This window comes from Pelotalea chapellei (assembly GCF_018531195.1).
GTDB classification, from domain to species: Bacteria; Desulfobacterota; Desulfuromonadia; order Geobacterales; family Pseudopelobacteraceae; genus Pelotalea; species Pelotalea chapellei.
On sequence record NZ_JAHDYS010000016.1, the window covers coordinates 25,363 to 46,009 of the forward strand.

The 20,647-nt window shown below is 51.9% G+C and carries 25 protein-coding genes and 1 riboswitch; of the genes, 9 read left to right on the forward strand and 16 right to left on the reverse strand.

Going from position 1 to position 20,647, the window contains the following annotated elements; translation table 11 throughout:
• Positions 1-97 precede the first annotated feature (97 nt).
• Positions 98-1,081 carry an endolytic transglycosylase MltG gene (mltG, locus tag KJB30_RS14795; RefSeq protein ID WP_214300706.1) on the forward strand — a complete coding sequence of 328 codons (984 nt, stop codon included), beginning with the start codon at positions 98-100 and terminating at the stop codon, positions 1,079-1,081.
• A 19-nt stretch (positions 1,082-1,100) separates the two neighbouring features.
• On the opposite strand, the gene KJB30_RS14800 is transcribed toward mltG, so the two are convergent.
• The 11 genes from KJB30_RS14800 to KJB30_RS14850 all read right to left on the reverse strand — a co-directional run bounded on the left by KJB30_RS14800 (position 1,101) and on the right by KJB30_RS14850 (position 8,104).
• Complete coding sequence (locus tag KJB30_RS14800; protein WP_214300708.1) at positions 1,101-2,255, reverse strand: metallophosphoesterase; 1,155 nt, start codon at positions 2,253-2,255, stop codon at positions 1,101-1,103.
• Positions 2,252-2,890, reverse strand: coding sequence for a ribonuclease HII (gene rnhB, locus KJB30_RS14805; RefSeq protein ID WP_214300711.1), 639 nt, complete (start codon positions 2,888-2,890; stop codon positions 2,252-2,254). The genes KJB30_RS14800 and rnhB overlap by 4 nt, the downstream gene beginning before the upstream one ends.
• A gap of 54 nt (positions 2,891-2,944) precedes the next feature.
• Complete coding sequence (rplS, locus tag KJB30_RS14810) at positions 2,945-3,301, reverse strand: 50S ribosomal protein L19 (protein WP_214300714.1); 357 nt, start codon at positions 3,299-3,301, stop codon at positions 2,945-2,947.
• A 44-nt stretch (positions 3,302-3,345) separates the two neighbouring features.
• Positions 3,346-3,918, reverse strand: coding sequence for an RNA methyltransferase (locus tag KJB30_RS14815; RefSeq protein WP_214300717.1), 573 nt, complete (start codon positions 3,916-3,918; stop codon positions 3,346-3,348).
• Positions 3,918-4,646: a tRNA (guanosine(37)-N1)-methyltransferase TrmD gene (gene trmD, locus KJB30_RS14820; RefSeq protein WP_214300718.1), complete on the reverse strand. Its 729-nt coding sequence runs from the start codon at positions 4,644-4,646 to the stop codon at positions 3,918-3,920. The genes KJB30_RS14815 and trmD overlap by 1 nt, the downstream gene beginning before the upstream one ends.
• A complete protein-coding gene (gene rimM / locus KJB30_RS14825) occupies positions 4,643-5,164 on the reverse strand; it encodes a ribosome maturation factor RimM (protein WP_214300720.1) in 522 nt (173 codons plus the stop codon). The genes trmD and rimM overlap by 4 nt, the downstream gene beginning before the upstream one ends.
• Positions 5,164-5,394, reverse strand: a complete 231-nt coding sequence (locus tag KJB30_RS14830; RefSeq protein WP_214300722.1) for a KH domain-containing protein — start codon at positions 5,392-5,394, stop codon at positions 5,164-5,166. Before KJB30_RS14830 ends, rimM begins: the two co-directional genes overlap by 1 nt.
• 68 nt (positions 5,395-5,462) lie before the next feature.
• Positions 5,463-5,720, reverse strand: a complete 258-nt coding sequence (gene rpsP, locus KJB30_RS14835; RefSeq protein WP_214300723.1) for a 30S ribosomal protein S16 — start codon at positions 5,718-5,720, stop codon at positions 5,463-5,465.
• Between the two features lie 54 nt (positions 5,721-5,774).
• A complete protein-coding gene (ffh, locus tag KJB30_RS14840; RefSeq protein ID WP_214300725.1) occupies positions 5,775-7,133 on the reverse strand; it encodes a signal recognition particle protein in 1,359 nt (452 codons plus the stop codon).
• Between the two features lie 88 nt (positions 7,134-7,221).
• Positions 7,222-7,800 carry a sulfurtransferase-like selenium metabolism protein YedF gene (gene yedF / locus KJB30_RS14845; RefSeq protein WP_214300726.1) on the reverse strand — a complete coding sequence of 193 codons (579 nt, stop codon included), beginning with the start codon at positions 7,798-7,800 and terminating at the stop codon, positions 7,222-7,224.
• 1 nt (position 7,801) lies between these two features.
• Positions 7,802-8,104, reverse strand: coding sequence for a putative Se/S carrier protein (locus tag KJB30_RS14850; protein WP_437179737.1), 303 nt, complete (start codon positions 8,102-8,104; stop codon positions 7,802-7,804).
• A gap of 85 nt (positions 8,105-8,189) precedes the next feature.
• On the opposite strand from KJB30_RS14850, the gene KJB30_RS14855 reads away from it, so the two are divergent.
• The 3 genes from KJB30_RS14855 to KJB30_RS14865 all read left to right on the forward strand — a co-directional run bounded on the left by KJB30_RS14855 (position 8,190) and on the right by KJB30_RS14865 (position 9,345).
• The gene (locus tag KJB30_RS14855) at positions 8,190-8,459 is read left to right on the forward strand and encodes a hypothetical protein (RefSeq protein WP_214300728.1); all 270 of its coding nucleotides are present in this window, start codon (positions 8,190-8,192) and stop codon (positions 8,457-8,459) included.
• Positions 8,443-8,922, forward strand: a complete 480-nt coding sequence (locus KJB30_RS14860) for a DciA family protein (protein ID WP_214300730.1) — start codon at positions 8,443-8,445, stop codon at positions 8,920-8,922. The genes KJB30_RS14855 and KJB30_RS14860 overlap by 17 nt, the downstream gene beginning before the upstream one ends.
• A 63-nt stretch (positions 8,923-8,985) precedes the next feature.
• Positions 8,986-9,345, forward strand: a complete 360-nt coding sequence (locus tag KJB30_RS14865) for a CxxCxxCC domain-containing protein (protein WP_281415678.1) — start codon at positions 8,986-8,988, stop codon at positions 9,343-9,345.
• 114 nt (positions 9,346-9,459) lie between these two features.
• Here KJB30_RS14865 and ettA read toward each other — a convergent pair whose 3' ends face one another.
• Positions 9,460-11,139 carry an energy-dependent translational throttle protein EttA gene (gene ettA / locus KJB30_RS14870; RefSeq protein ID WP_214300732.1) on the reverse strand — a complete coding sequence of 560 codons (1,680 nt, stop codon included), beginning with the start codon at positions 11,137-11,139 and terminating at the stop codon, positions 9,460-9,462.
• Between the two features lie 160 nt (positions 11,140-11,299).
• On the opposite strand from ettA, the gene KJB30_RS14875 reads away from it, so the two are divergent.
• The 3 genes from KJB30_RS14875 to KJB30_RS14885 all read left to right on the forward strand — a co-directional run bounded on the left by KJB30_RS14875 (position 11,300) and on the right by KJB30_RS14885 (position 14,414).
• Positions 11,300-11,791 (forward strand): ferritin-like domain-containing protein, encoded by a 492-nt coding sequence (locus tag KJB30_RS14875; protein WP_214300734.1) that lies wholly within the window; start codon positions 11,300-11,302, stop codon positions 11,789-11,791.
• 164 nt (positions 11,792-11,955) lie between these two features.
• Positions 11,956-12,030, forward strand: a riboswitch (cyclic di-GMP riboswitch).
• A gap of 88 nt (positions 12,031-12,118) precedes the next feature.
• On the forward strand, positions 12,119-13,123 hold the full coding sequence (locus KJB30_RS14880) for an HD-GYP domain-containing protein (protein WP_214300736.1): 1,005 nt from the start codon (positions 12,119-12,121) through the stop codon (positions 13,121-13,123).
• Between the two features lie 484 nt (positions 13,124-13,607).
• Positions 13,608-14,414: a YkgJ family cysteine cluster protein gene (locus KJB30_RS14885; protein WP_214300737.1), complete on the forward strand. Its 807-nt coding sequence runs from the start codon at positions 13,608-13,610 to the stop codon at positions 14,412-14,414.
• Positions 14,415-14,446: 32 nt separating this feature from the next.
• Here KJB30_RS14885 and KJB30_RS14890 read toward each other — a convergent pair whose 3' ends face one another.
• The 4 genes from KJB30_RS14890 to KJB30_RS14905 form a co-directional block, all read right to left on the reverse strand.
• Complete coding sequence (locus KJB30_RS14890; RefSeq protein ID WP_214300815.1) at positions 14,447-15,955, reverse strand: DHA2 family efflux MFS transporter permease subunit; 1,509 nt, start codon at positions 15,953-15,955, stop codon at positions 14,447-14,449.
• Between the two features lie 253 nt (positions 15,956-16,208).
• Positions 16,209-17,342, reverse strand: coding sequence for an HlyD family secretion protein (locus KJB30_RS14895; protein ID WP_214300738.1), 1,134 nt, complete (start codon positions 17,340-17,342; stop codon positions 16,209-16,211).
• A 101-nt stretch (positions 17,343-17,443) separates the two neighbouring features.
• Positions 17,444-18,715: a TolC family protein gene (locus KJB30_RS14900; protein ID WP_214300739.1), complete on the reverse strand. Its 1,272-nt coding sequence runs from the start codon at positions 18,713-18,715 to the stop codon at positions 17,444-17,446.
• A complete protein-coding gene (locus tag KJB30_RS14905) occupies positions 18,696-19,139 on the reverse strand; it encodes a MarR family winged helix-turn-helix transcriptional regulator (RefSeq protein ID WP_214300740.1) in 444 nt (147 codons plus the stop codon). Before KJB30_RS14905 ends, KJB30_RS14900 begins: the two co-directional genes overlap by 20 nt.
• 117 nt (positions 19,140-19,256) lie before the next feature.
• On the opposite strand from KJB30_RS14905, the gene rimI reads away from it, so the two are divergent.
• Together rimI and KJB30_RS14915 are read left to right on the forward strand one after the other, a co-directional pair.
• The gene (gene rimI / locus KJB30_RS14910) at positions 19,257-19,721 is read left to right on the forward strand and encodes a ribosomal protein S18-alanine N-acetyltransferase (RefSeq protein WP_214300742.1); all 465 of its coding nucleotides are present in this window, start codon (positions 19,257-19,259) and stop codon (positions 19,719-19,721) included.
• Between the two features lie 103 nt (positions 19,722-19,824).
• Positions 19,825-20,643: a dihydroorotate dehydrogenase electron transfer subunit gene (locus tag KJB30_RS14915; protein ID WP_214300744.1), complete on the forward strand. Its 819-nt coding sequence runs from the start codon at positions 19,825-19,827 to the stop codon at positions 20,641-20,643.
• Positions 20,644-20,647 lie beyond the last annotated feature (4 nt).

Below are 20,647 nucleotides of genomic sequence, written 5' to 3' on the forward strand. Positions count from 1 at the left end.
GGAGAGATACACGAGGCAATTGCGGAATGGAGCCGTTGCATGTGCGACGGCATTGAAAGCTTGACTCGCCTGGGATTTTTTTTCATAATTCACCACAATGTTCCCTGTCATCCGCACTCCACGAATCTCCGTCATATTCCTCATTCGCATCTGTCTGGCAAGTCTGCTCGTATGGTATCTGTTTTGTCTTTGGGTGCCGGTCGGTAACGGCAGTGTCGTTAAAGATATATCCTTTCCCCCCGGGAAAAGTGTCAGAACCCTGGCAACGGAGTTAAAAACAAAAGGTATCATCCGCAGTAGCTGGCATTTCATGGTGGTCAGCCGCCTGCGGGGTCAAGCGAACCGGCTTAAGGCAGGCGACTACCGGTTGAATAGCGCCATGACTCCAGGGTACATTCTCCATAAAGTAGCAACAGGGGATGTTGATTTCAGACGTTTCGCGCTACCGGAAGGGTATTCCATATATCAGGCTGCAGAACTGCTTGAGCAGAAGGGTTATTTTCCCAAAGAGCGCTTTTTGGAAAGATGTCGTGATACTGCCCTTTTGACAAGTCTGGGGATACCGGCGTCCAGTGTGGAGGGTTATCTGTTCCCGGCAACCTATGACTTGCCGTTGAACAGTACTGAGGAACAGCTGATCAGAATGATGGTGAGCTGTTTTAAAAAAAATGTGGTGGGACAACAGGGGGGGCTGATTCGGCACGATCTGGTTACACTTGCTTCAATGATCGAAAAAGAGGCCGTCTCTGCAGAAGAAAAGCCGCTTATTTCTTCGGTCTTTCATAATCGGTTGCGTATCGGCATGCCGTTGCAAAGTGATCCTACCGCTGTGTATGGTGTTAGAGCTTTTGCAGGAAAGGTGACCAAGGCTGATATCCTGCGACCTTCACCCTACAATACCTATCTCAATCGTGGCTTGCCTGCAGGCCCTATCGGCAATCCCGGTGCTGAGGCGCTCAAAGCTGCTCTGACTCCCGCCACTACAGATTACCTTTATTTCGTCGCCCGCCAGGATGGTACTCACCAATTTTCTCGTACTCTCGCAGAACATAACCGCGCAGTAACTCGATTCCTCCGGTAGTTACGACCTGCCAATAAAATTATTTCCTAACAAGATCGATAATTGTAATTTCCGGCGGGGCAAATAGCCGCATTGGAGGACCCCAGGTGCCGGTACCGCGGCTGACATGGATGAGTGAGCCTGCTTTGGTTACCGTTGTGCCACAGGGGATGGGAAATTGCAGGCGTACCAGCAGGTTGAAAGGGAAAATCTGGCCCTTGTGCACATGTCCGGAAAGTTGCAGATCAAAGTACCCGTCACTCTCTGGTTGCACCAGTGGGCGGTGCTTGAGAAATAGCTTGAAGGTGTTTTGAGAAAGCGAGTTCAGCAATTGGGATTCAGGTGGTTTTGTAGCCCTAAACCCCATATTTTGTCCTGCCGGATCATCAACACCTGTTATGGATATCCCCTGAGGTAGTGAAACTGTCTCGTTCCGCAGTACCTTGAATCCGCAGGCACGGGTAAAGGAGAGCGCTTGATCCAGCCCTGCGTAAAAATCATGATTTCCTGTCACAGCGTAGGAACCGTAAGCAGGTTTGACTGAAGCCAGTAAAGCTGCCAATCGGTTCTGGTGCGATAAAGTATCTTCGCGTGAAAGCCTCCCATCTACCAGATCACCGGTGCTGACAAGAATGTCGGGGCGAGCCTCCCTGATAGCATCAAGTAAGGCCTTCAGCCTTGATTCGCGATAGAGAAGCCCGATATGTACATCTGAAATCTGCACTATTCGGAGGGTCGGAATAGTTGAAGGTAGTTTTTCGGTTGGAATGGTTACCTGTTCAACATGCAGGTGATGCGCTTCAAAAAGTGCATATGCACTTGCAACGGTGGCAAGAACCAGTGCTATTTCACAGGTGATGCGGGGGGAGGACAGTATCAAAAGACTTTGACCTGAAAAATGAGCAAAAAGCCAGGCAACGCTTCTCAGGATATCGATTGCCAGCAGCAGCGATACAAAGATGAAAAGGCAGCCCATCCAGATGTAACCTGGCCAGGCGATAGCCACTGCGGTGCGCTCGTGATCGAAGTGTTCACCCATTCGAACCAGAATAGGGGCGATGATTCCAAATATCATCCACAATGCCAGAAGTATGGATGTTGAAGAACCCATGGAAAAGGCAGAGCGAACTCTGACAAAGACATACAAATGCATGCTTCCGTAGAGCCCGAGGAAGGTAACCAGAAAGAGTGTCATGGCACGTGTTCGCGAACACCACTGAAAGAGAGACGATGGACCTCGCTGGGACCGAGCAGCCGAATCGCCTCCATGTGGGAAAGACAGCCATAGCCTTTGTGGCTGGCGAAACCGTATCCTGGGTGTCTGACATCAAGCTCGCGCATCAATCGGTCCCGAGTCACTTTTGCCACGATTGAAGCGGCTGCGATGGAATGGCTTAAGGAATCACCTTTTTTTATTGTTTTTTGTGGAAGGGGAAATTCGATCATGCTGATGCCATCTATCAGCAATATATGAGGTTGGGGGGTCAGCATTTTTACTGCTTCGAGCATCGCGTGTCGTGTCGCCTGCAAGATGTTGACGCGGTCGATCATTTCGGCATCAGCCATGCCTATGCCAACAGACATGGCTTTACTCATGATTACATCAAAGAGCCGCTCGCGTGTTTCAGGTGAAAGCTGCTTGGAGTCATTAACTCCAGGAATACGCACTCCTTCAGGAAGGATCACTGCGGCAGCAACCACCGGACCGGCCAGAGGTCCCCTGCCTGCCTCGTCTACGCCGGCAATTAGTGTGTGACCTTGCCGTCTTGCCTGTTGTTCGAAGGCCAGGGTGTCAAGCGGCAGTGCGTCAAAGAGTAGCGCCTGTTTCATGGCGCACCCAAACAAAAAGCCCCGCTTTCGCAGGGCTCATTGTTGTATCGAAAATTATGCTCCGGCAACATATTTCTTTTCGCGGATTCTGGCTGCTTTGCCGCGTAGTTTGCGCAGGTAGTACAATTTGGCACGACGCACATGTCCGCGAGTAACAACTTCAATAGTCTCAAGAACGGGTGAGTGAAGCGGAAAAACCCTTTCAACGCCGATACCGTTTGATATTTTACGCACAGTGAATGTCTCGCTGATGCCACCGTTCTTGCGGGCGATAACCACTCCCTGATAAGCCTGGATACGTTGCTTGTCGCCCTCAACGATCTTTACCTGCACTTTGACGGTGTCCCCAACCCTGAAAACAGGGATGTTCTTCTTCATTTGCTCCAAATTGAGAAAACTGATGGTATTCATGGTTACTCCTCCTCTATGTCTCTCTTGATTGTGATTGTACGAACTTACCGCGTTCCTTTCAACCGGTCGAGCATGATTGCAGCTGCCGACCGTACCGAAAGGTGATTGTAGGAACCGGTTCCCTGGATTGGTTCAAGAATATGTCCGGCAGCTGTAAAACATTCTCCGGTCAGGCCCCAGCCGGTTCCCAGAAGCAACATGAACGGTTGTTCCGGATCAGTTAGTGAATGACGAAGCTCATTGAAGCCAATGCTTCCAGGATGCTTTGCGGCGCCGGTGATTACCGTTTTAACTTCTTTTGAAAAAAAACTTTGAAATTCAGCTTTCGCAGTTTTGAGCGTATCGCAGACTTTGATAATTGAAAGTGCTTCCTTGCGGTCGGTGTTATAGGTAGCGCCCCACCCATCCTGCCAGTGGCCGGCTATCTTCTCTGCCAATATGCGTTGATCAACCGAAGGAGTTACTATGTAAAAACGATCCAGACCGAATGTTCGGGAAGCCCGAGCAATGTCATGCAGATCAAGATTAGTCAGGGCCGTGGTAACAACTTCGCGATGTTTGTTGTAAACCGGATAGTGCAGTAATGCAATGGACAGGTTACAAGGAAATTGTGACATTATACGAGATCCAATTCTGCCAGAAATTTTCGGTCCTCGCGTGTCAATTCAATTCCATCAAGCAGGTCTGGTCGAAGTATTCGCGTCGTGCGCAATGATTCGCGTCGTCGCCACTTTCGGATATTCTCGTGATTCCCCGAGATCAAGACATCCGGTACTTTAAGACCTTTGAACTCAGTAGGCCTGGTGTAATGTGGGTATTCGAGTAATCCATCGCAAAACGAGTCAGTTTCAGCGGATTCCCCACTGCCGAGCACTCCAGGTAAAAGTCGGGTGACTGCATCAACGATAGTCATGGCTGCTATTTCACCGCCTGAAAGTACAAAATCTCCAAGAGAGATATCGTCCTCTACATACAACTCTCGAATACGTTCGTCTATTCCCTCATAGCGCCCGCAGATAATGATCATTCCAGGAAGTGAGGCTAGTTCCGACGCAACTGCATGAGTAAGCCGTCTTCCTCTTGGTGAGGTGATGATGATCTTTGAGGACGGGTGTTGTGACTTGACAGACTCGATGCAACCGGCCAGAGGTTCTACTTTCATTACCATTCCAGCTCCGCCACCGTAGGGGGCGTCATCTGCAGTCTGATGTTTATCAGTCGCAAAATTACGAATATTGTGCAACGAAATGTCAATGAGCTGTTTGTCTTTTGCCCGCCTGATAATGCTTTCGTCGAAGGGCCCGCTGAACATGGCAGGAAAAAGGGTAAGTATGTCAAACTTCATAGATCCAGAAGACCTTCCAACGGGGTCACCACAACGCGACCGTTTTCAAGGTCGACACTCGTAATGACATCTGCGATGGCAGGAATCAGGTACTCCCTTTCGCCCCTGCGAACTACATAGATATCGCTACTGCCAGTTTCAAAAATATCAAAAATAGTACCGAGTTCAACATCATCGACCGTAAAGACAGAAAGGCCAATCAGGTCACACCAGTAATATTCATCCTCATCGGTTTGGGGTAGCTGGCTACGAAACAGGCAAAGCTCACTTCCTACCAGAGGCAGGGCCTGGTTGATGTCATCCACGCCCTTTAGCCCAATCACGGGCTTGCCTCCATGCGGAGCAATACTTTTGAGGTCAAACTCCTGAAGGGTACCCTGTGCAAATTTCAGGGTAATAGTTCTGGCAGCTTTAAGACTGTCAAAATTGCCGGAATATGAGTTGAGTTTGAGCAATCCTTTGATTCCGTGGGTACCGATGAGCTTCCCCACGGGAATTAAAGCGTTCTGAATGGGCATTATTCTACGATCTTGAGGATAGCTTTCCGGTTATCCTTGGTAGAAACTGCATTGAGGATGGTGCGAATTGCCTTGGCAGTCCGTCCTTCCTTGCCGATAATTCGCCCCATATCCTCTTTCGCGACTGTCAGTTTAATGACAAGCGTATCTTCTTCCATTTCTTCTGCAGCCTGGACCTGTGAGGGGTCGTCGACGAGTGACTTGGCGATGGTTTCTACAAGTGCTTTCATGTCGTACCTCTGCTGATATAAAATATCCGGCAGGCCGGAGGTGGATGAAGAAGTGTACGCTCTGCAGTCTAGGCAGCTGCCTTGTCGAGAATGCCGGCTTTTTTGAGAAGCTGACGAACCGTATCGGTCGGCTGAGCCCCCTTGCCGAGCCAGGCGCGGATTTTTTCTTCGTTCAGTTTGAATACTGCAGGGTTTTTGGTGGGATCATACGTACCCATGTTTTCAATGAAACGTCCATCCCTGCGGCTGCGCTCGTCGGCTACTACCACTTGGTAGAAGGGTCTTTTTTTTGCGCCTGCGCGAGCAAGCCTGATTTTTGTTGCCATGGTGTTTCCTCCTGATTATTTCTGTTTTGCGAATGATTTTACGGTCAAACTGGGTTATCCAAACGGCATCCCTTTTCCTAATCCCCCCATACCTTTGAGAAGACCCTTGGGGCCGAGTTTTTGAAGTTGTTTGACAACTTTCTGTGCTTCTGAAAAGCGCTTTAGAAGCTGATTGATTTCCTGTACCGATGTGCCGCTACCCTTGGCTATGCGCAATCGACGACTGCCATTGATGATGCTGTGATTTGCCCGTTCACCCGGAGTCATCGAACGAATGATAGCTTCAATGCGCTTGATTTCATTTTCGCTCGGCTGGGCACCCTTCATCTGCTTCATCATCTTGCCCATGCCTGGAATCATTCCCATTATTGATTCCAGTGAACCCATCTTCTTGATCTGTTGGAGCTGAGCAAGAAAATCTTCAAGGTCAAACTGGTTTTTCTTCAGCTTCTGCTGTAGGCGGGCGGCTTCTTTTTCGTCAAATACTGACTGTGCTTTTTCAACAAGAGTAAGCACATCACCCATGCCCAGGATTCTTGAGACAAGGCGATCGGCATGGAAAACTTCCAGTGCATCCAGTTTTTCACCCAGACCGACAAACTTGATCGGTTTTCCGGTAACCGCCTTAATGGAAAGGGCTGCGCCACCTTTGGCATCACCGTCTAATTTAGTGAGAACGACTCCAGTGATCGCAAGCTTGTCATTGAAGCCGCTGGCAACATTCACCGCTTCCTGCCCGGTCATGGCGTCCGCAACGAACAAAATCTCCAGCGGCTGGACAACGGTATTGATTTCAGCCAACTCGTTCATCAGATAATCGTCGATCTGGTGACGACCGGCTGTGTCGAGAATAACTGTATCGTAGCCATTCAACTCTGCAAATTTCATGGCAGCAGTGCAGATATCAACCGGTTTCTGGTCAGCGGAGGAATTGAATACCTCCAGGCCCAGCTGACGTCCGACGGTTTTGAGCTGTTCAATTGCAGCAGGTCTGTAAACGTCGGCAGGCACAAGCAAGGGACGGCGTTTCAGGCCTTTGAGATGTCTGCCCAGCTTGCCGCAAGTTGTTGTCTTTCCAGCGCCCTGCAGGCCGACCATCATGATTGCAACTGGAGGTTTTGCGGCCAGATCAAGACTGTTGTCCTCATGGCCCCCCATGACGGCTACCAGCTCGTCATGTACGATTCTAACTACTTGCTGACCGGGGGAGAGGCTTTGCAGGACTTCAGAACCGACAGCCTTGCCGCGTACATTTTCTACAAAATCTTTTACAACCTTGAAATTAACGTCAGCCTCAAGGAGCGCCAAGCGAACTTCCCTTAACGCTTCCTTTATGTTGTCTTCTGTCATGACTCCCTGGCCGCGGAGCTTTTTGAAGACGGATTCCAGTTTTTCGGAAAGGCTGTCAAACATCGTGAGTCACATATCTCAAGGGTGAAATAATAATAAAGGGGATCACTATAGAGGTCGGGGCTTTAAAATGTCAAGAAATATTTGTTTTCTAGAGTTTTATCACCTGCCGTGCATTGAGCAGGCTATCGGCAGTTGTCAGCATATTGGTTGTGCCGCCGACACGTGCTTTTTCTTTGAGGTTGAAAAAATCGAGACACAGGCCGCAGGAAAAGATTTCTACTCCCATACCCTGCAACTTTTCCAGAGCTTCGAAGACATCGGATCCTTCTATTGAGAGGAAGACACCGGTGTTCATGAAGAATATTCTCTGAGGGGACGTTTCGGTTTCAAGAAGCGTGTGAATGAAGTTCTTCATCAGCAAGCGCCCCAATTCTTCAGGACCATCTCCCAGGCGGTCGGATGTGATCAGCAGCACCTGGTCTCCATTGCTGGCAGATACTTCGCGCGATTGTGTCGCTTCATTATTTCCTTTGATGATGACGGCCCAACCAGTCCCTTCTCGTTCTTCGATCACTTCCATGCCCCGATTGCGGGCAAAGCGGGCGACATTCTCCCGGGGGGCGCCATCATCCAGGAGCACACGTAGTTCATTTTGTTCCTGTAAAGCTTTTTTTACGCTGATAACCGGCGCAGGGCAGGCCATTTCTCTGCAGTCGATAATATTCATGTCACAATTCCTTTTTATCTTTGCCTTTAGATGTTGGCCATGTTGTTACGTAGTGACCCGCTTCAAGCCTGGTGATGAATTCAGGCAGAATATGTTCACGCTCCATGGCTTCCAAAACATTGACTCGATCCTCTTCAGTAAAGCGGATGGCCAGTCCGCAGTCGGTTAGCAGCTGTCGCGGAGCAGGTATAAGCAGGACCGGTAGCCCCAATGATTTAAGAATGCTTTCCGCTTTCATGACCCTGTGCGTGGAATTGAACACCGCCAGCAGGTTACCTTCCCGTACCATCAGACGATTCTCCATTGTGTTTTCCAAAGCCTGTTTTCGGCGATGATGTGAATTGACAAACAGCCTACCAGCTCATACTATGCCCGAAAGGAGAGGCTCCATGCAAGCATCAATACCGCTGATAGCCGGACTTGTCATTCTGGCGTTTGTCGTCAGCCTGCCATGCGGTTACCTTCGGGAAAATTTTAAAAAATACTCTTTCATGTGGTTTCTGCTGATTCATTTGCCGATCCCATTTATAATACTCCTGCGTATTAAGGCAGGACTAGACTGGCATGTTATTCCACTGACACTTGGTGGATCAGTGGCAGGTCAGGTTATGGGCGGTATTCTCAATCGCCGAAGGAAGCGAAATGGCAAAGCGGGCTAAAATGCGCTTTCCCGCACCACTTGCGGAAATTCTACAGGATGGTTTGAAGGGGCTGGGAATTTCAGAACGGTTGCGTGAAGCAGTCATTTGGAATATCTGGTCTGATGTAGTCGGACCGGCGGTGGCATCACGAGCGCAGCCTTTGCGAATCATCAACGGTATTTTGACGGTGGCGGTATCAAGCGGGCCCTGGATGCAGGAGTTGACCTTCCTTAAGGGAATGATGAAGCAGAAGCTGAATGACCGTCTGGGTGGTGAGGTTGTCAGGGATATTCAACTCAGGTCAGGCCAGGTGCCAAAGCCTGCTGTTTTTGTCGAAGAAGTGCCTGTCCCGAAAAAACCGCTTACTGTAGAACAATTGGTGCGGATTGAAAGTGAATCCGCAGCCATTACCGATGAAGAAACACGTACGGCTTTTGCTGAATTGATGAAGGCCAGCCTGGCAGTGCGGGAAAAAGCTTGAAAAGCCACGAGTTACCCTCACTGAAGCACAACATAAGAAGAAAGGAATTCTACGGCAGAGTCCATGCGAAACAGCAGGAACAGACGCCCTGATATCTCTGTAATGAGTGATAACGCTATTCAAAACGATGCCGGTTGGGACTCACTCTGCAACCAGTGTGGTCGCTGCTGCTTTGAAAAGCTGGAAGACAGTCGCGGCAGGATCATCTACCTTGAAACCGCCTGCAGGTACTTGGATGTGGTTACCCGCCGATGCAAGATTTTCGAGCGTCGTTTTCAGATCAATCCCCACTGTGTAAAGCTAACGGCTGAACTGGTCCCCCAGCTTAGCTGGCTTCCATCTGAATGTGGCTATCGCCCTACGCCACCAAAATTTACCCGCAAAAGTAGTGAGGGGCGAAAAAAACGGACCAGGGGTCGCTGATAAGTACAAATTTTTCAGTTTCCGTTATTTAAAAATTAATCTTTCAGGCACGAAAAAGCCCCGATCAATCGTTATGCAGATTAATCGGGGCTTTTGGTTGTGACCGCTCTTGGCTCAGGCCCTGGTCAGCTGGCGGTATTTGATGCGATGCGGTTGTTCTGCTGCCGCTCCCAGGCGCCGTTTCCTGTCTTCCTCGTACTCGGAATAGTTGCCATCGAAATAGACGACATTCGAATCACCTTCAAAGGCCAGAATATGGGTGGCGATGCGGTCCAGGAACCAACGGTCATGGCTGATGACCACGGCACAGCCGGCGAAATTTTCCAGCGCCTCTTCCAGTGCCCGCATGGTGTTCACATCCAGGTCATTGGTCGGCTCATCCAGCAGCAGTACATTTGCCCCTTCTTTCAGCATGCAGGCCAGGTGGACCCGGTTGCGCTCCCCGCCCGAAAGCATGGTGACTTTTTTCTGTTGATCAGAGCCGGAGAAATTGAAGCGCGAGACATAGGCTCGGGAGTTGACCGAAACCTTGCCGAGTTGGAGGGTTTCATCTCCACCGGAGATGGCCTGCCAGATGGTTTGATCCTGATTGAGGTTGTCCCGTGACTGGTCCATGTAGCCCAGCTTAACGGTATCCCCGATGCGGATGCTGCCGGTATCGCACTTTTCCTGGCCGGTGATCAGCCGAAAAAGGGTAGTCTTGCCTGCGCCGTTGGCCCCGATCACGCCGACGATGCCGCCGGGAGGCAGGTTGAAGGTCAGATGCTCATACAGCAATCTGTCACCATAGGCTTTGGCGACGTCGTTAAATTCCACAACAATGCCGCCGAGACGGGGTCCAGGCGGAATATAGATTTCCAGCTCCTTGGCGTGTTTCTCGCTTTCCTGTGAGAGCAATTCTTCGTAGGAGCTGATGCGGGCTTTACCCTTGGCATGGCGCCCTTTGGGTGACATTCTGATCCACTCCAACTCGCGCTGCAGGGTTTTCTGTCGTTCGCTGGCAGTTTTTTCCTCTACCGCCAGCCTGTTTTGCTTCTGCTCCAGCCAGGAGGAATAATTTCCTTTCCAGGGAATTCCTTCGCCACGGTCAAGCTCCAGAATCCATCCTGCCACATTGTCCAGGAAATAACGGTCATGAGTCACGGCAATGACTGTTCCGGAATAGCTGTGCAGGTGATGTTCGAGCCAGGCAACCGTCTCGGCATCCAGATGGTTGGTCGGCTCATCCAGCAGCAGAATGTCAGGTTTTCTGAGCAGCAGGCGGCAGAGCGCAACACGGCGCTTTTCGCCGCCGGAAAGCACATTCACATCCGCATCTCCCGGTGGGCAGCGCAGAGCATCCATGGCCATTTCCAGACGACTGTCAAGATCCCACGCATCAAGATGATCGAGCTTTTCCTGGAGCTCTGCCTGGCGTTCGCACAGCTTTTCGAAGTCTGCATCAGGTTCGGAAAATTTATCAGTAATGGCATTGAACTCAGCCAGCAGATTGACGGTCTCCTGAACCCCTTCTTCCACTATCTGGCGTACGGTCTTCGTGCTGTCCAACTGCGGTTCCTGCTCCAGATATCCTACCGTATAGCCGGCTGAAAGCACTGCCTGGCCATTGAAGTCCTTGTCCACACCAGCCATGATTCTGAGCAGTGAACTTTTGCCGGATCCGTTCAGGCCGAGAACACCGATTTTGGCGCCATAGAAATAGGAGAGGGATATATCCTTGATGACAGGTTTTTTGTCGTAGAACTTGCTGACCCGCATCATGCTGTAGATAATTTTGTTTGGTTCAATCGCCATTTTGCATCCTCCTGCTGTAAGTTGGAACTTGTTGTACACGCCGAATAATGCCCCTGTCAACCGCTTTGGGCGGGTGATTGTGTGCATAGAGCTTGACAAACAGGACTAAAATGGTATTTTTAAAAAAATTAACTTAAGCCGGCCTAGAAAGGGGACCATCATGAGTATCGACGTGCAGGAAGCCATCAAACGATCCATTCAGACGGAAAAGAATGCCATGAACTTTTACCAGTCCGGTGCCGACCAGATGAAGGATCCCGAGGCCCGCAGGGTATTTGAAATTTTGGCCAGGGAAGAACGTGAACATGCCGGTCATTTCTACCGGATCTACCGGGGGGGCGATATCCCCTCGCTGGAAGCTTTTCTGGACCTTCCGGCTGATAACGAGTCCAGTTGGATGTCATCACTGAACGCTCTGTCGGGCGATGATTTCAATGAGAAAAAAGCGCTGGAATTGGCCATGGACAAAGAACTGAGCCTGGAAAAAGCTCTGTTGGAGTCGGCTTCCAAAATGGGCGAAGGTGAGGTGCGCGAGGTATATGAACTGAATGCACGGGAGACACGTAATCACTACCTGATGATTGAATCGGAGTATGCCCGTTTAATGACAATGGTGCATGAAACGGATATGAATATATTCGTGCGGGAATAGCCCCTTACCGTATGAAGCTGCAAAGCCTAAAGGCCTGTCTTCTGCAAAAGAAGCAGGCTTTTTTGTAGGCAAGTTATGGAAAAAACTCATTTTAACCCGATTCATAGCCCCTAATTAGTTGACATGTACCGCCGTTTCAAGCAAAGTGTTGACACCATAATTTTGTAACGAAAAGGCAAAATCCGAGGAATCGGATGACGCAAAGCCACCTGCCCAGAACGGGGAGAGGGGTTGTCGAAAGCAGACTAGGTTTTTGTTCGCCTGCCTTTTTTAATAAGGGCAGGTTTTTTGCTGTTATGGCTGTAAAAGCTGCACAGGAGATGGTCTATGGGTAGAGATCGTTATTGGCGGGCAATCAGTATTGACAGTATTACTCCAAACTTTTTTCCGGAAGTTGCGCTCTATCTCAAAAGTGGGGGCAATTACGTCCTGTATAAGGATCCGGAAAGGATGTTTACCGTTGAAGACCGCCACCGTATGGAGAGAAGTTTTACGGAATTTCTGTATGTCCGTAGCGGAGATATGGAAGTACTGAACGATTTTATGGAAAAGAACATGGCGGAGATGCTTGCCAGAGATGATCTGAGCAGTGCAGCAAAGGGAAAGATCCTCTATCAGACCTCGGTCAACTGCGTCATTGATGTATTCGAGTCTCCTGAAGCGTCCGCCAATTTTAATCGCTGCCGGTTGATGGTGCAGAACCTGCTCCAGCATATCAGCACTGATCGTCATGCTTTGGAATCCTTTCAATCAATAGTCGACCATAACTTTTACATTTTTGTACATGCGGTTCAGGTTGCGGCGCTTTCACTGCTGGTGCACGAAAGACTGTTCGATCTGGCAGCTGACGAAATGTTGGATGTCGGCGTCGGTTCTCTTATGCATGACTACGGCATGATCTTCATCACCAATGATATTCTGGAAAAGAACGATGCACTTTCTGATATCGAATATTACAAGGTAAAGCAGCATACCCAGAAAGGTTATGAATATCTGAAGCAAAGCGGCAATTACAGCGAAATTGTCCTTAATATCGTGCGCTACCATCACGAGAGATTTGATGGGGAAGGATACCCGACCGGTATCAAGGGTGATAATATTCCCCGCAGTGCCCAGGTCTCCGCACTCTGCGATTGTTACAGTGCCATGATCATGAAACGTGCTTATCGCAAGGCTGTTACGCCTGGAGCGGCAATCGCAGCAATGCGTGAAAAGGCTATCAAGGGCGCTTTTCATCTGGAACTATTCGAAGAATTTGCCAATATCGTGAATGAGACCTACGCTATAATCGCAGCTTTATCCTATGATGAACGGCACGTATTGAGACACTGAATTTGCTCATGTTCCACCTTCTCCGGAGCAACTGTAATTCGCTGTCTGTAGAAAAAACCTGCCAATCCCGCCACTGTTGATAAAAGTATCCCTGTCACCCCCCTTTACAACACAGTTAATAATGCTGACATCTCGCCTGGATAATTTTAGTTGCGGCAAAAGTTGGCTGGCTGCTTTTGTGTGTGATAACAGCAGGTTGATAGTGTGTTGACTTCAGTTTTGACTCTGGCACGAATAGTGGAATAAAAGTTCACACACTATGGTAAAGAGGGGGAAGAACATATGAGCAGGTTTACGCATGACACCCTGAGGTTCGAACCGAATGAGGATGAGTGCAGGACAGAACAGCTGATGCCACGTTTCTCCCGATGTCTCAAGAAAAATACAAAATGCGTGTACGCTGTTTTGACAGGCTCGTATTACTACTGCATGCATCCGAACCACCTTGATTTCAAGGTTAACTCGGTTTTGTCCAAATACCCTTATGAATAAGGGCAGTCTGTATGGTTCCACCGGTCGGGGCTTGATCAGGTGGCGGCAGACTGATATATGTGACGGAAGAATGGAGGGAGCGTTTGCGGATATGTGGAATGAGCTGATTGATGAGGTACGGGGGCAGCAGAGCTGTCTGGATATGCTTTCTGCGGCCTGGTGTGCCGAATATGGTACTGCAGGCGGTAGAATCTTCTGCGGAAAGGGTTGCCACGGATGCTGCACTCTTGCAGTCAACACCACATGTGCCGAAGCTGTTATTATTGCCGCCAGATTGACCGATCAACAGTCGGAAGCTGTACGTTTGCATGTTGATTGTATGAGGAACCATGTGTATCCGGGGATGGAGCTGAAAGAGTACCTGCGGATGCACAGGCGGGAAATCGGTTCCTGTCCGTTCCTGAATAGAGAGGGTGCCTGCAGTATCTATGCAATTCGTCCCCTGTCGTGTCGTTCATTGCTTTCCACAATGGACAGTCACTGGTGCAGCGAGGATTTCACCTCTCTGTCCGCTTCAGTGAAACAGGAATTCGTGGAGAGCCTGGACCGGCAGGTTGTCGCTTTTCCCACCCATTATGCTGCTTCCCCCCAGGAAATGGCCCAGGAAATGGAAGCCAGGGCAAACAGGCTCATGATGGAAAAATTCGGTTTTTCGCTCTACGGCAGTTTGCCGGTCCTGGTCCATCTGGCGCGGGAACATGGTCTGGCGGAAGCATGCAGGAAGGGCAAAGATGATGTGGTTGCTTTGATTACGAAAACGAAACTGGATAATCCGTTGTTACTGCCCCTGACTCCTTGAGTCCCCCCTTTACCCGTCCCCCGTCCCCGCCGTCAATGCCCCATTCCCCCTTCAACAGCATGTGAAGGCCGCTTGAGCAGCAGCAGAAGCGGTATGATTACCAGGAAGGCAATCCCGACAATCCAGAAGATGTGATTGAAGGCCAGGGTGCTGGCCTGACGGCGCACCATTCCATACATCATGGCAAGGCCCGCCTGGTCAGCCTGGGCTGCGCTCATGCCTTTTGCCATCAACGTTTGTTTAAGGCCCTGGATGTGCTCCTGCCAGGTAGTGGAATAGGGAGTAACGTGGCTTACCAGGCTGGTCTGGTAAGTTTGCCCCAGTCGTCCCAGCATGGTGGCTGCCGCGGCAATGCCGACGCTGCCGCCGATGTTGCGCAGCAGGTTGAACATGCCGGTGGCGTTGCCCATCTCCTGACGGGGGATGGTTGCAAGGGTCACCGTGGTCAGCGGCACAAAGATCATGGCCAGGCCAATCCCCAGCACTACGCGCGGCCAGACGAAATCACTGTAGGCCGCCTCAAGGCTTAAGCGCTGCATGATGAACATCGAGTAGCCGCCGATCAGCAGGCCGGCAAAGACGACCTTGCGTCCGTCATATTTCTGCAGCATGGCTCCTACTATCGGCATGGTGATCAGCGTCGCAACACCCCCCGGCGCCAGCACCATGCCGGCATCGGTGGCCGAGTAGCCCATCAGGGTCTGCAGAAACAGCGGGATCAGCATGATTGAGCTGTACAGGCAGAAGCCGACCACAAACATGATGAAGTTGCCCGCTGAAAAAGAAACATTCTTGAACAGTCGCAGGTTGATGATGGGGTGCGAATGGGTCAGTTCGATCCAGATCAGGGCCACGATCGACGCGAAACAGATGATGCTGAAGGTGATGATAAAGGAGGAGTTGAACCAGTCCTCCTGCTGTCCCTTGTCCAGTACAACCTGCAGGGCTCCCATGCTGGTGGTGAGCAGGAACAGTCCCCAATAATCGATGCTCATTTCCGAGGTCTTTCGTTTCAGATAGCCGGGATCAAATATGAAGAAAGCGCACATCACCATGGCAATGATGCCGATGGGGAGATTGATGTAGAAGATCCAGCGCCAGGTGAGGTTGTCGGTGATCCATCCTCCCAGGGCAGGCCCGACTATCGGCCCGAACATGGCGCCGACCCCGAAAATTGCCATGGCCATGCCGCGCTGGTGGGGAGGGAAGGTCTCCATCAGAATAGCCTGGCTGATGGGTATCAGCGCACCGCCGGCAGCACCCTGCACGATGCGGAAGAAAATCAGCAGGCCCAGGTTGGGGGCTGCTCCGCACAGCAGTGACGAGAGCGTGAAAAGCATGATGCAGGTCATCAGGAAACGTTTGCGGCCAAACACGCTGGCCAGCCAGCCGGTCATGGGGAGCACGACCGCGTTGCTGACCAGATAGGAGGTCAGTACCCAGGTGATTTCATCTGTGCCGGCGTTGAGAGTTCCTTGCATGTGAGGCAGGGCTACATTGGCCACGGAGGTGTCGATGATCTCCATGATGGCTGGCAGCATGACCGTGATGGTGATCAGCCACTTGTTTATGTTTTTTTCGGAAGTGGTCAAAGATTTCTCCTGAATCCGTAACGCGCCGGGAACTCTGAATCCGCAACACCTTCACACCTTCACGCGCCCGGAACACCTCAGTTTCAGGCTTCCATGACTCCCACTGCTCGACGGAGGGCCAGCATTGCAGTTGAAGGTTACAGTGGTGGCGACGATGAACTCTGGCATTCCGTGCGCGTTCAGGTGTTTCGGTGTTACGGATTCAGCGGAAAGGGTTTGCATCCCTGAGAACATCACGGGTGGTGCGATCAACCAGCACCGTGGGTACTACGCTCATGCCTACCCGCAGCAGATGTTCGGGGTCGCTGTTGCTGTCAATGGCGATCTTTACCGGTATGCGCTGAACCACCTTGACATAGTTGCCGGTGGCATTCTCGGGAGGCAGCAGGGAGAAGGCAGCGCCGGTACCGGCCATGATGCTGTCCACCCGTCCGGTAAAGGACCTATGGGGGTAGGCATCCACCTTGAGTTCCACTTTCTGCCCTGGTCTGATATGGCTGAGCTGTCCTTCCTTGTAGTTGGCCACCACCCAGGCCTGCTGCAGCGGCACCAGTGCCATCAGAGGCTGTCCGGCCTGGATGTTGGCGCCCTGCTCAACGCTTTTGCGGGTGATATAGCCATCAACAGGAGCGGTGATGCGGGTATAGGAGAGGCGCAGTCTGGCCTCCTCAAGCTGTGCCTGTTTCTGCAGCACTTTGGCTTTGTTGCCCCCGGGAGATGAGAGCCCCGCCTCCGCCAGATGGCGCTTAAGCTCTTCTTCAGCTTCCTTTAGTTGGGAAGCGCTGATACGGTAGGCAGTTTTCAGGCGGTCAAGCTGCTCGCGGGGGATTACCTCACGCTTGAGAAGCGCCTCCCCCCGCTGCAGGTCAAGTCCTGCCTGTTCGTGCCGGGCCAGGGCAAGCTGAACCGCAGCACGGCTTGCTTCAGCTTTCAGGTGTTCTCCACTGGTTTCGTTCCTGGCTACTTCGACGCCGGCAGTTGCCTGGCTGACCTGCACACGATAATCCTGCTCGTCTATCTCCACCAGCAGCTCGCCTTGTTTGACAAACTGGTTGTCCCTGACCAGAACGCGTTTGACAGTGCCGGGCACCTTGGCCGAAAGGGCCACCACATTGGCTTCGATAAAGGCATTGTCGGTCTCGATATGGGTCTGCCCCTTGATCCACCAAGACGCTCCGAACCATGTGCAGATCAGGATCAGCACCAGGAGCAGCAGCATCGCCTTGTGTCGCCTGGTGAAGCCTCCCGGTCCATTGGTCCCCGAATTGCCGTTGACTGCTTCCTGTTCGGATGGTTCCTGAACAGTTTCATTCTTTTCGCCTGTTTCTTCAGACATTATTCCTCCAGCTGGCAACCATCTTTCCATTGATAATCTCAGGGATGCCTGGCCGCCAGTAACTTATATCTGTGATGTTCAATCCTGTTCTGCTTATACCTTTACAGCTCTCCCACGGCCCGCTTCAAGCGAGCAGATGCCACCTGGAAATCGAACAGGGAACGATAGTGGTCGGTGCGGATCTGGGTCAGCAGGGTCTGGGCATCCAGCACATCGGTAGCCGTGCCGACACGTTCCTCATAGCGTTCGCGGTTGATGCGCAGGTTTTCCTCCCCCTGCCGGATGGCTGCTTCTGCCACCGCAATCCGCTCCCGGGCCACCTTTACATCATTACGAGCCATGTCGATCTCCAACTGCATTTGGGTCTTTATCTGGCGCAACCTGTCATGGACGCGGGATCGCACCTGCACCGCCCTGGCTTTGGCCGAAGTTGAGGCAAAACCGTCGAACAGGTTGATCCGCAGCCCGAGAGTGGCAGACAGGATAACCTGTTCACGGACTTTGTCGTTTTCGAGGTAATCCAGGCCAGCACGTGTGTACAGCTCGGGAAAGAAACTGCTTCCTGCCTCCCGCACACCGGCTTCGGCTGCATTGAATTCATGTCTCAGAGCCTGGAGTTCCGGCCGTTTCGTCAGGGCATCTGCCGCATCAACCTGTTCTTCGTCAACGCTGCCAACAGCGGCGGAATCATCCAGTTCGGCGCGATGGGAAGGGTGGGTTCCGGTGAGATAATTAAGCTGAAGCCAGCTGTTCACCTGGAGATTGTTCCTGGCCAGCAGGCTCTGGCGGGCGGTCGCCAGTCGCACTTCGGCCTGCAGCACATCATTGCGGGTGACCACCCCCTCCTCAAAAAGAGCCTGGGCCACGCGGCGATGCTGCTCAACCTGGGCCATCTCTTCCTTGGCCGCCAAAATCATTCTGTTGGCCTGAAGGATGCCGAAATATGCCTCGATAACCTGCAGTGAAAGATCCTTGCGCTGGGCCTGAAACAGGCTCGCAGCAGCATCGGCCTGCAGTCGTGCCTGTTTCAGGCGGGCATCACGCCGGCCAAAATCATAGATCGTATATGAAGCAGCCACACCGCCGAATGCATAGTTCGGTTCCTGAGTCTCTGCCGTAAAGCCATTGATTTTAACAGCCTGGGCACTGTCCTGCACAGTGTACCCGACCTGGGCGTCAACACGAGGGTAGAGGGAAGATGAAGTCTGGCGTACATTCTCTTCCGCAATCCTGCTGTCCCAGACAGCTGTTCGCAGGGTCGGGTTGCTGTGGTCGGCCCGCTCAAGACACTCTTTCAGACTCAATGTTTCGGCGGAAGCCACTGAACTCCAGAGCAGGGCAGGCAGCAGCAGGCTAATAAGTTGCTTTTTCATAGATAATCCTCTCTCCCCGCAGGATCCCCAGCATCCTGGTCAACTCCTTGATCTCTTTGACGCTAAGGCCTGTTGTAAACTGTTCCGTCGCCCCCCTGGCCGCTTCGATCAGCACCGGTTCCAGTGCTCTACCTTTGGGAGTAAGCCGGATCTGGTAGGCGCGTCGGTCTTTGGGATGCGGTTGCCGCTGCACAATGCCATTCCGTTCCAGGCGGTCAATCAGTCCGCCGACTGTTGTGCGGTCCACCTGGCTTTTCTCTGACAATTCCACCTGGCTCAGACCATCCTGCTGCCAGAGAAAGGCCAGCAGGGCAAATTGGGGCGGGGTCATGTCCCAGGGTTCGAGCTTTTCCTTGAACAGCGACCACCCTCGCTGGTAGGACTTGGCCAGAAGGAAACCAAGGCTGTTTTCCACGTTGAACATAGTGCCACTCCTGATCAGAAAATAATGCTCATTATACTGATAATCAGTATGCTGTCAATTATGCTTGTGACGGAAAAGCGTTTACAAGACTTGGTGTTTTGAATATCATGTCCGGTCATGTCCCAGCCCGGCAGAATTACCATACGCCCCATGATGGAAACTGATCTGGACGCTGTTCTGGCCATCGAACAAGCCTCCTTTTCCTCGCCATGGAAGAAGGATCATTTCCGGCACGAATTGGAGGCAGCCCACTCGTTTCCTCTGGTGGGCCTGCTGGACGGGAAGCTGGCCGGCTATGTCTGTCTGATGTCGCTCTTCGAAGAGGCCCAGATCCTGGATATTGCAGTAGATCCGGCCTGGCGCGGGCAGGGAGTGGCCCTGCAACTGATGGAGCAGGCGATCTCTCTGGCCTTGGAAAAAGGAGCCGAGGTGCTGGCGCTGGAGGTACGAACTTCCAGTATTCCGGCAATCACTTTATATGAACGACTCGGTTTCAGTCGTACCGGCATTCGCCCTCGCTATTACGACGGCAAAGAGGATGCCCTGCTGATGGAAAAAACACTAAACAGAGTTGAGATTTAGATTGAGATTGAGGGAAAGGCGTGATGCAGGGAGGGACCGGAAGCAGGGACCAAGGCTAGACCACTCTCAACCTTAATCTTAATCTGCAACTCAAGGAGTTTTCATGCAGTTCAAAGCCATGATTCTTTCCAACGCAGAAGTCTCGCCCGGTTACTGGCGTATGCGCCTGACCGCTCCCCAGGAATTTGCCGCTGCGAAACCTGGGCAGTTCGTCATGGTGCGGGTTAGCGGCACCATCGATCCATTGTTGCGGCGTCCCTTCGGCATTTTTGATGTCGCTGTCCATGTTCCGGCCCAGGCCGGCGCCGTTGAACAGCCCTGCTTCGATATATTGTACCGGGTGGTTGGCAAGGGCACGGCCATGCTGTCGGCCCTGCACGCGACCGATCTGGTGGATATCCTCGGTCCTTTGGGACGCGGTTTCGAGCTTGGATCGCCAACTGAAGAAAAATTGATTGTTGGCGGCGGAGTGGGGCTGGCGCCGCTCTACCTGCTGGCCAAGGAGTTGGTAAAACAGAGCCCGGTGCGTTTGTTTGCCGGTGGGCGGACCCGGGACGACATCCTCTGTATCACTGAGTTCGAACGACTGGGTGTGGAATGTTATGTGGCCACGGAAGATGGTTCGCTGGGAGAATGCGGACTGGTGACTGAAGCGCTGGTCCGGCGGTTGGATCTGGTCCAAGGCCAGGCCTCGATCTTCGCCTGCGGCCCCCACGGTATGCTCAACGCTGTGGCCGGGATTGCCGAAAAGCGGTCAATTCCCTGTCAGGTCTCACTGGAAGGGTATATGGCCTGTGGGGTAGGGGCCTGCCTGGGATGTGTGACACCCGGCAGCAACCATTCGACGGAAACGCCTGACTTCCGCTGTGTCTGCGCCGAAGGGCCGGTATTTGATGCCAATGAACTGGGATGGGGGTGCTGATACA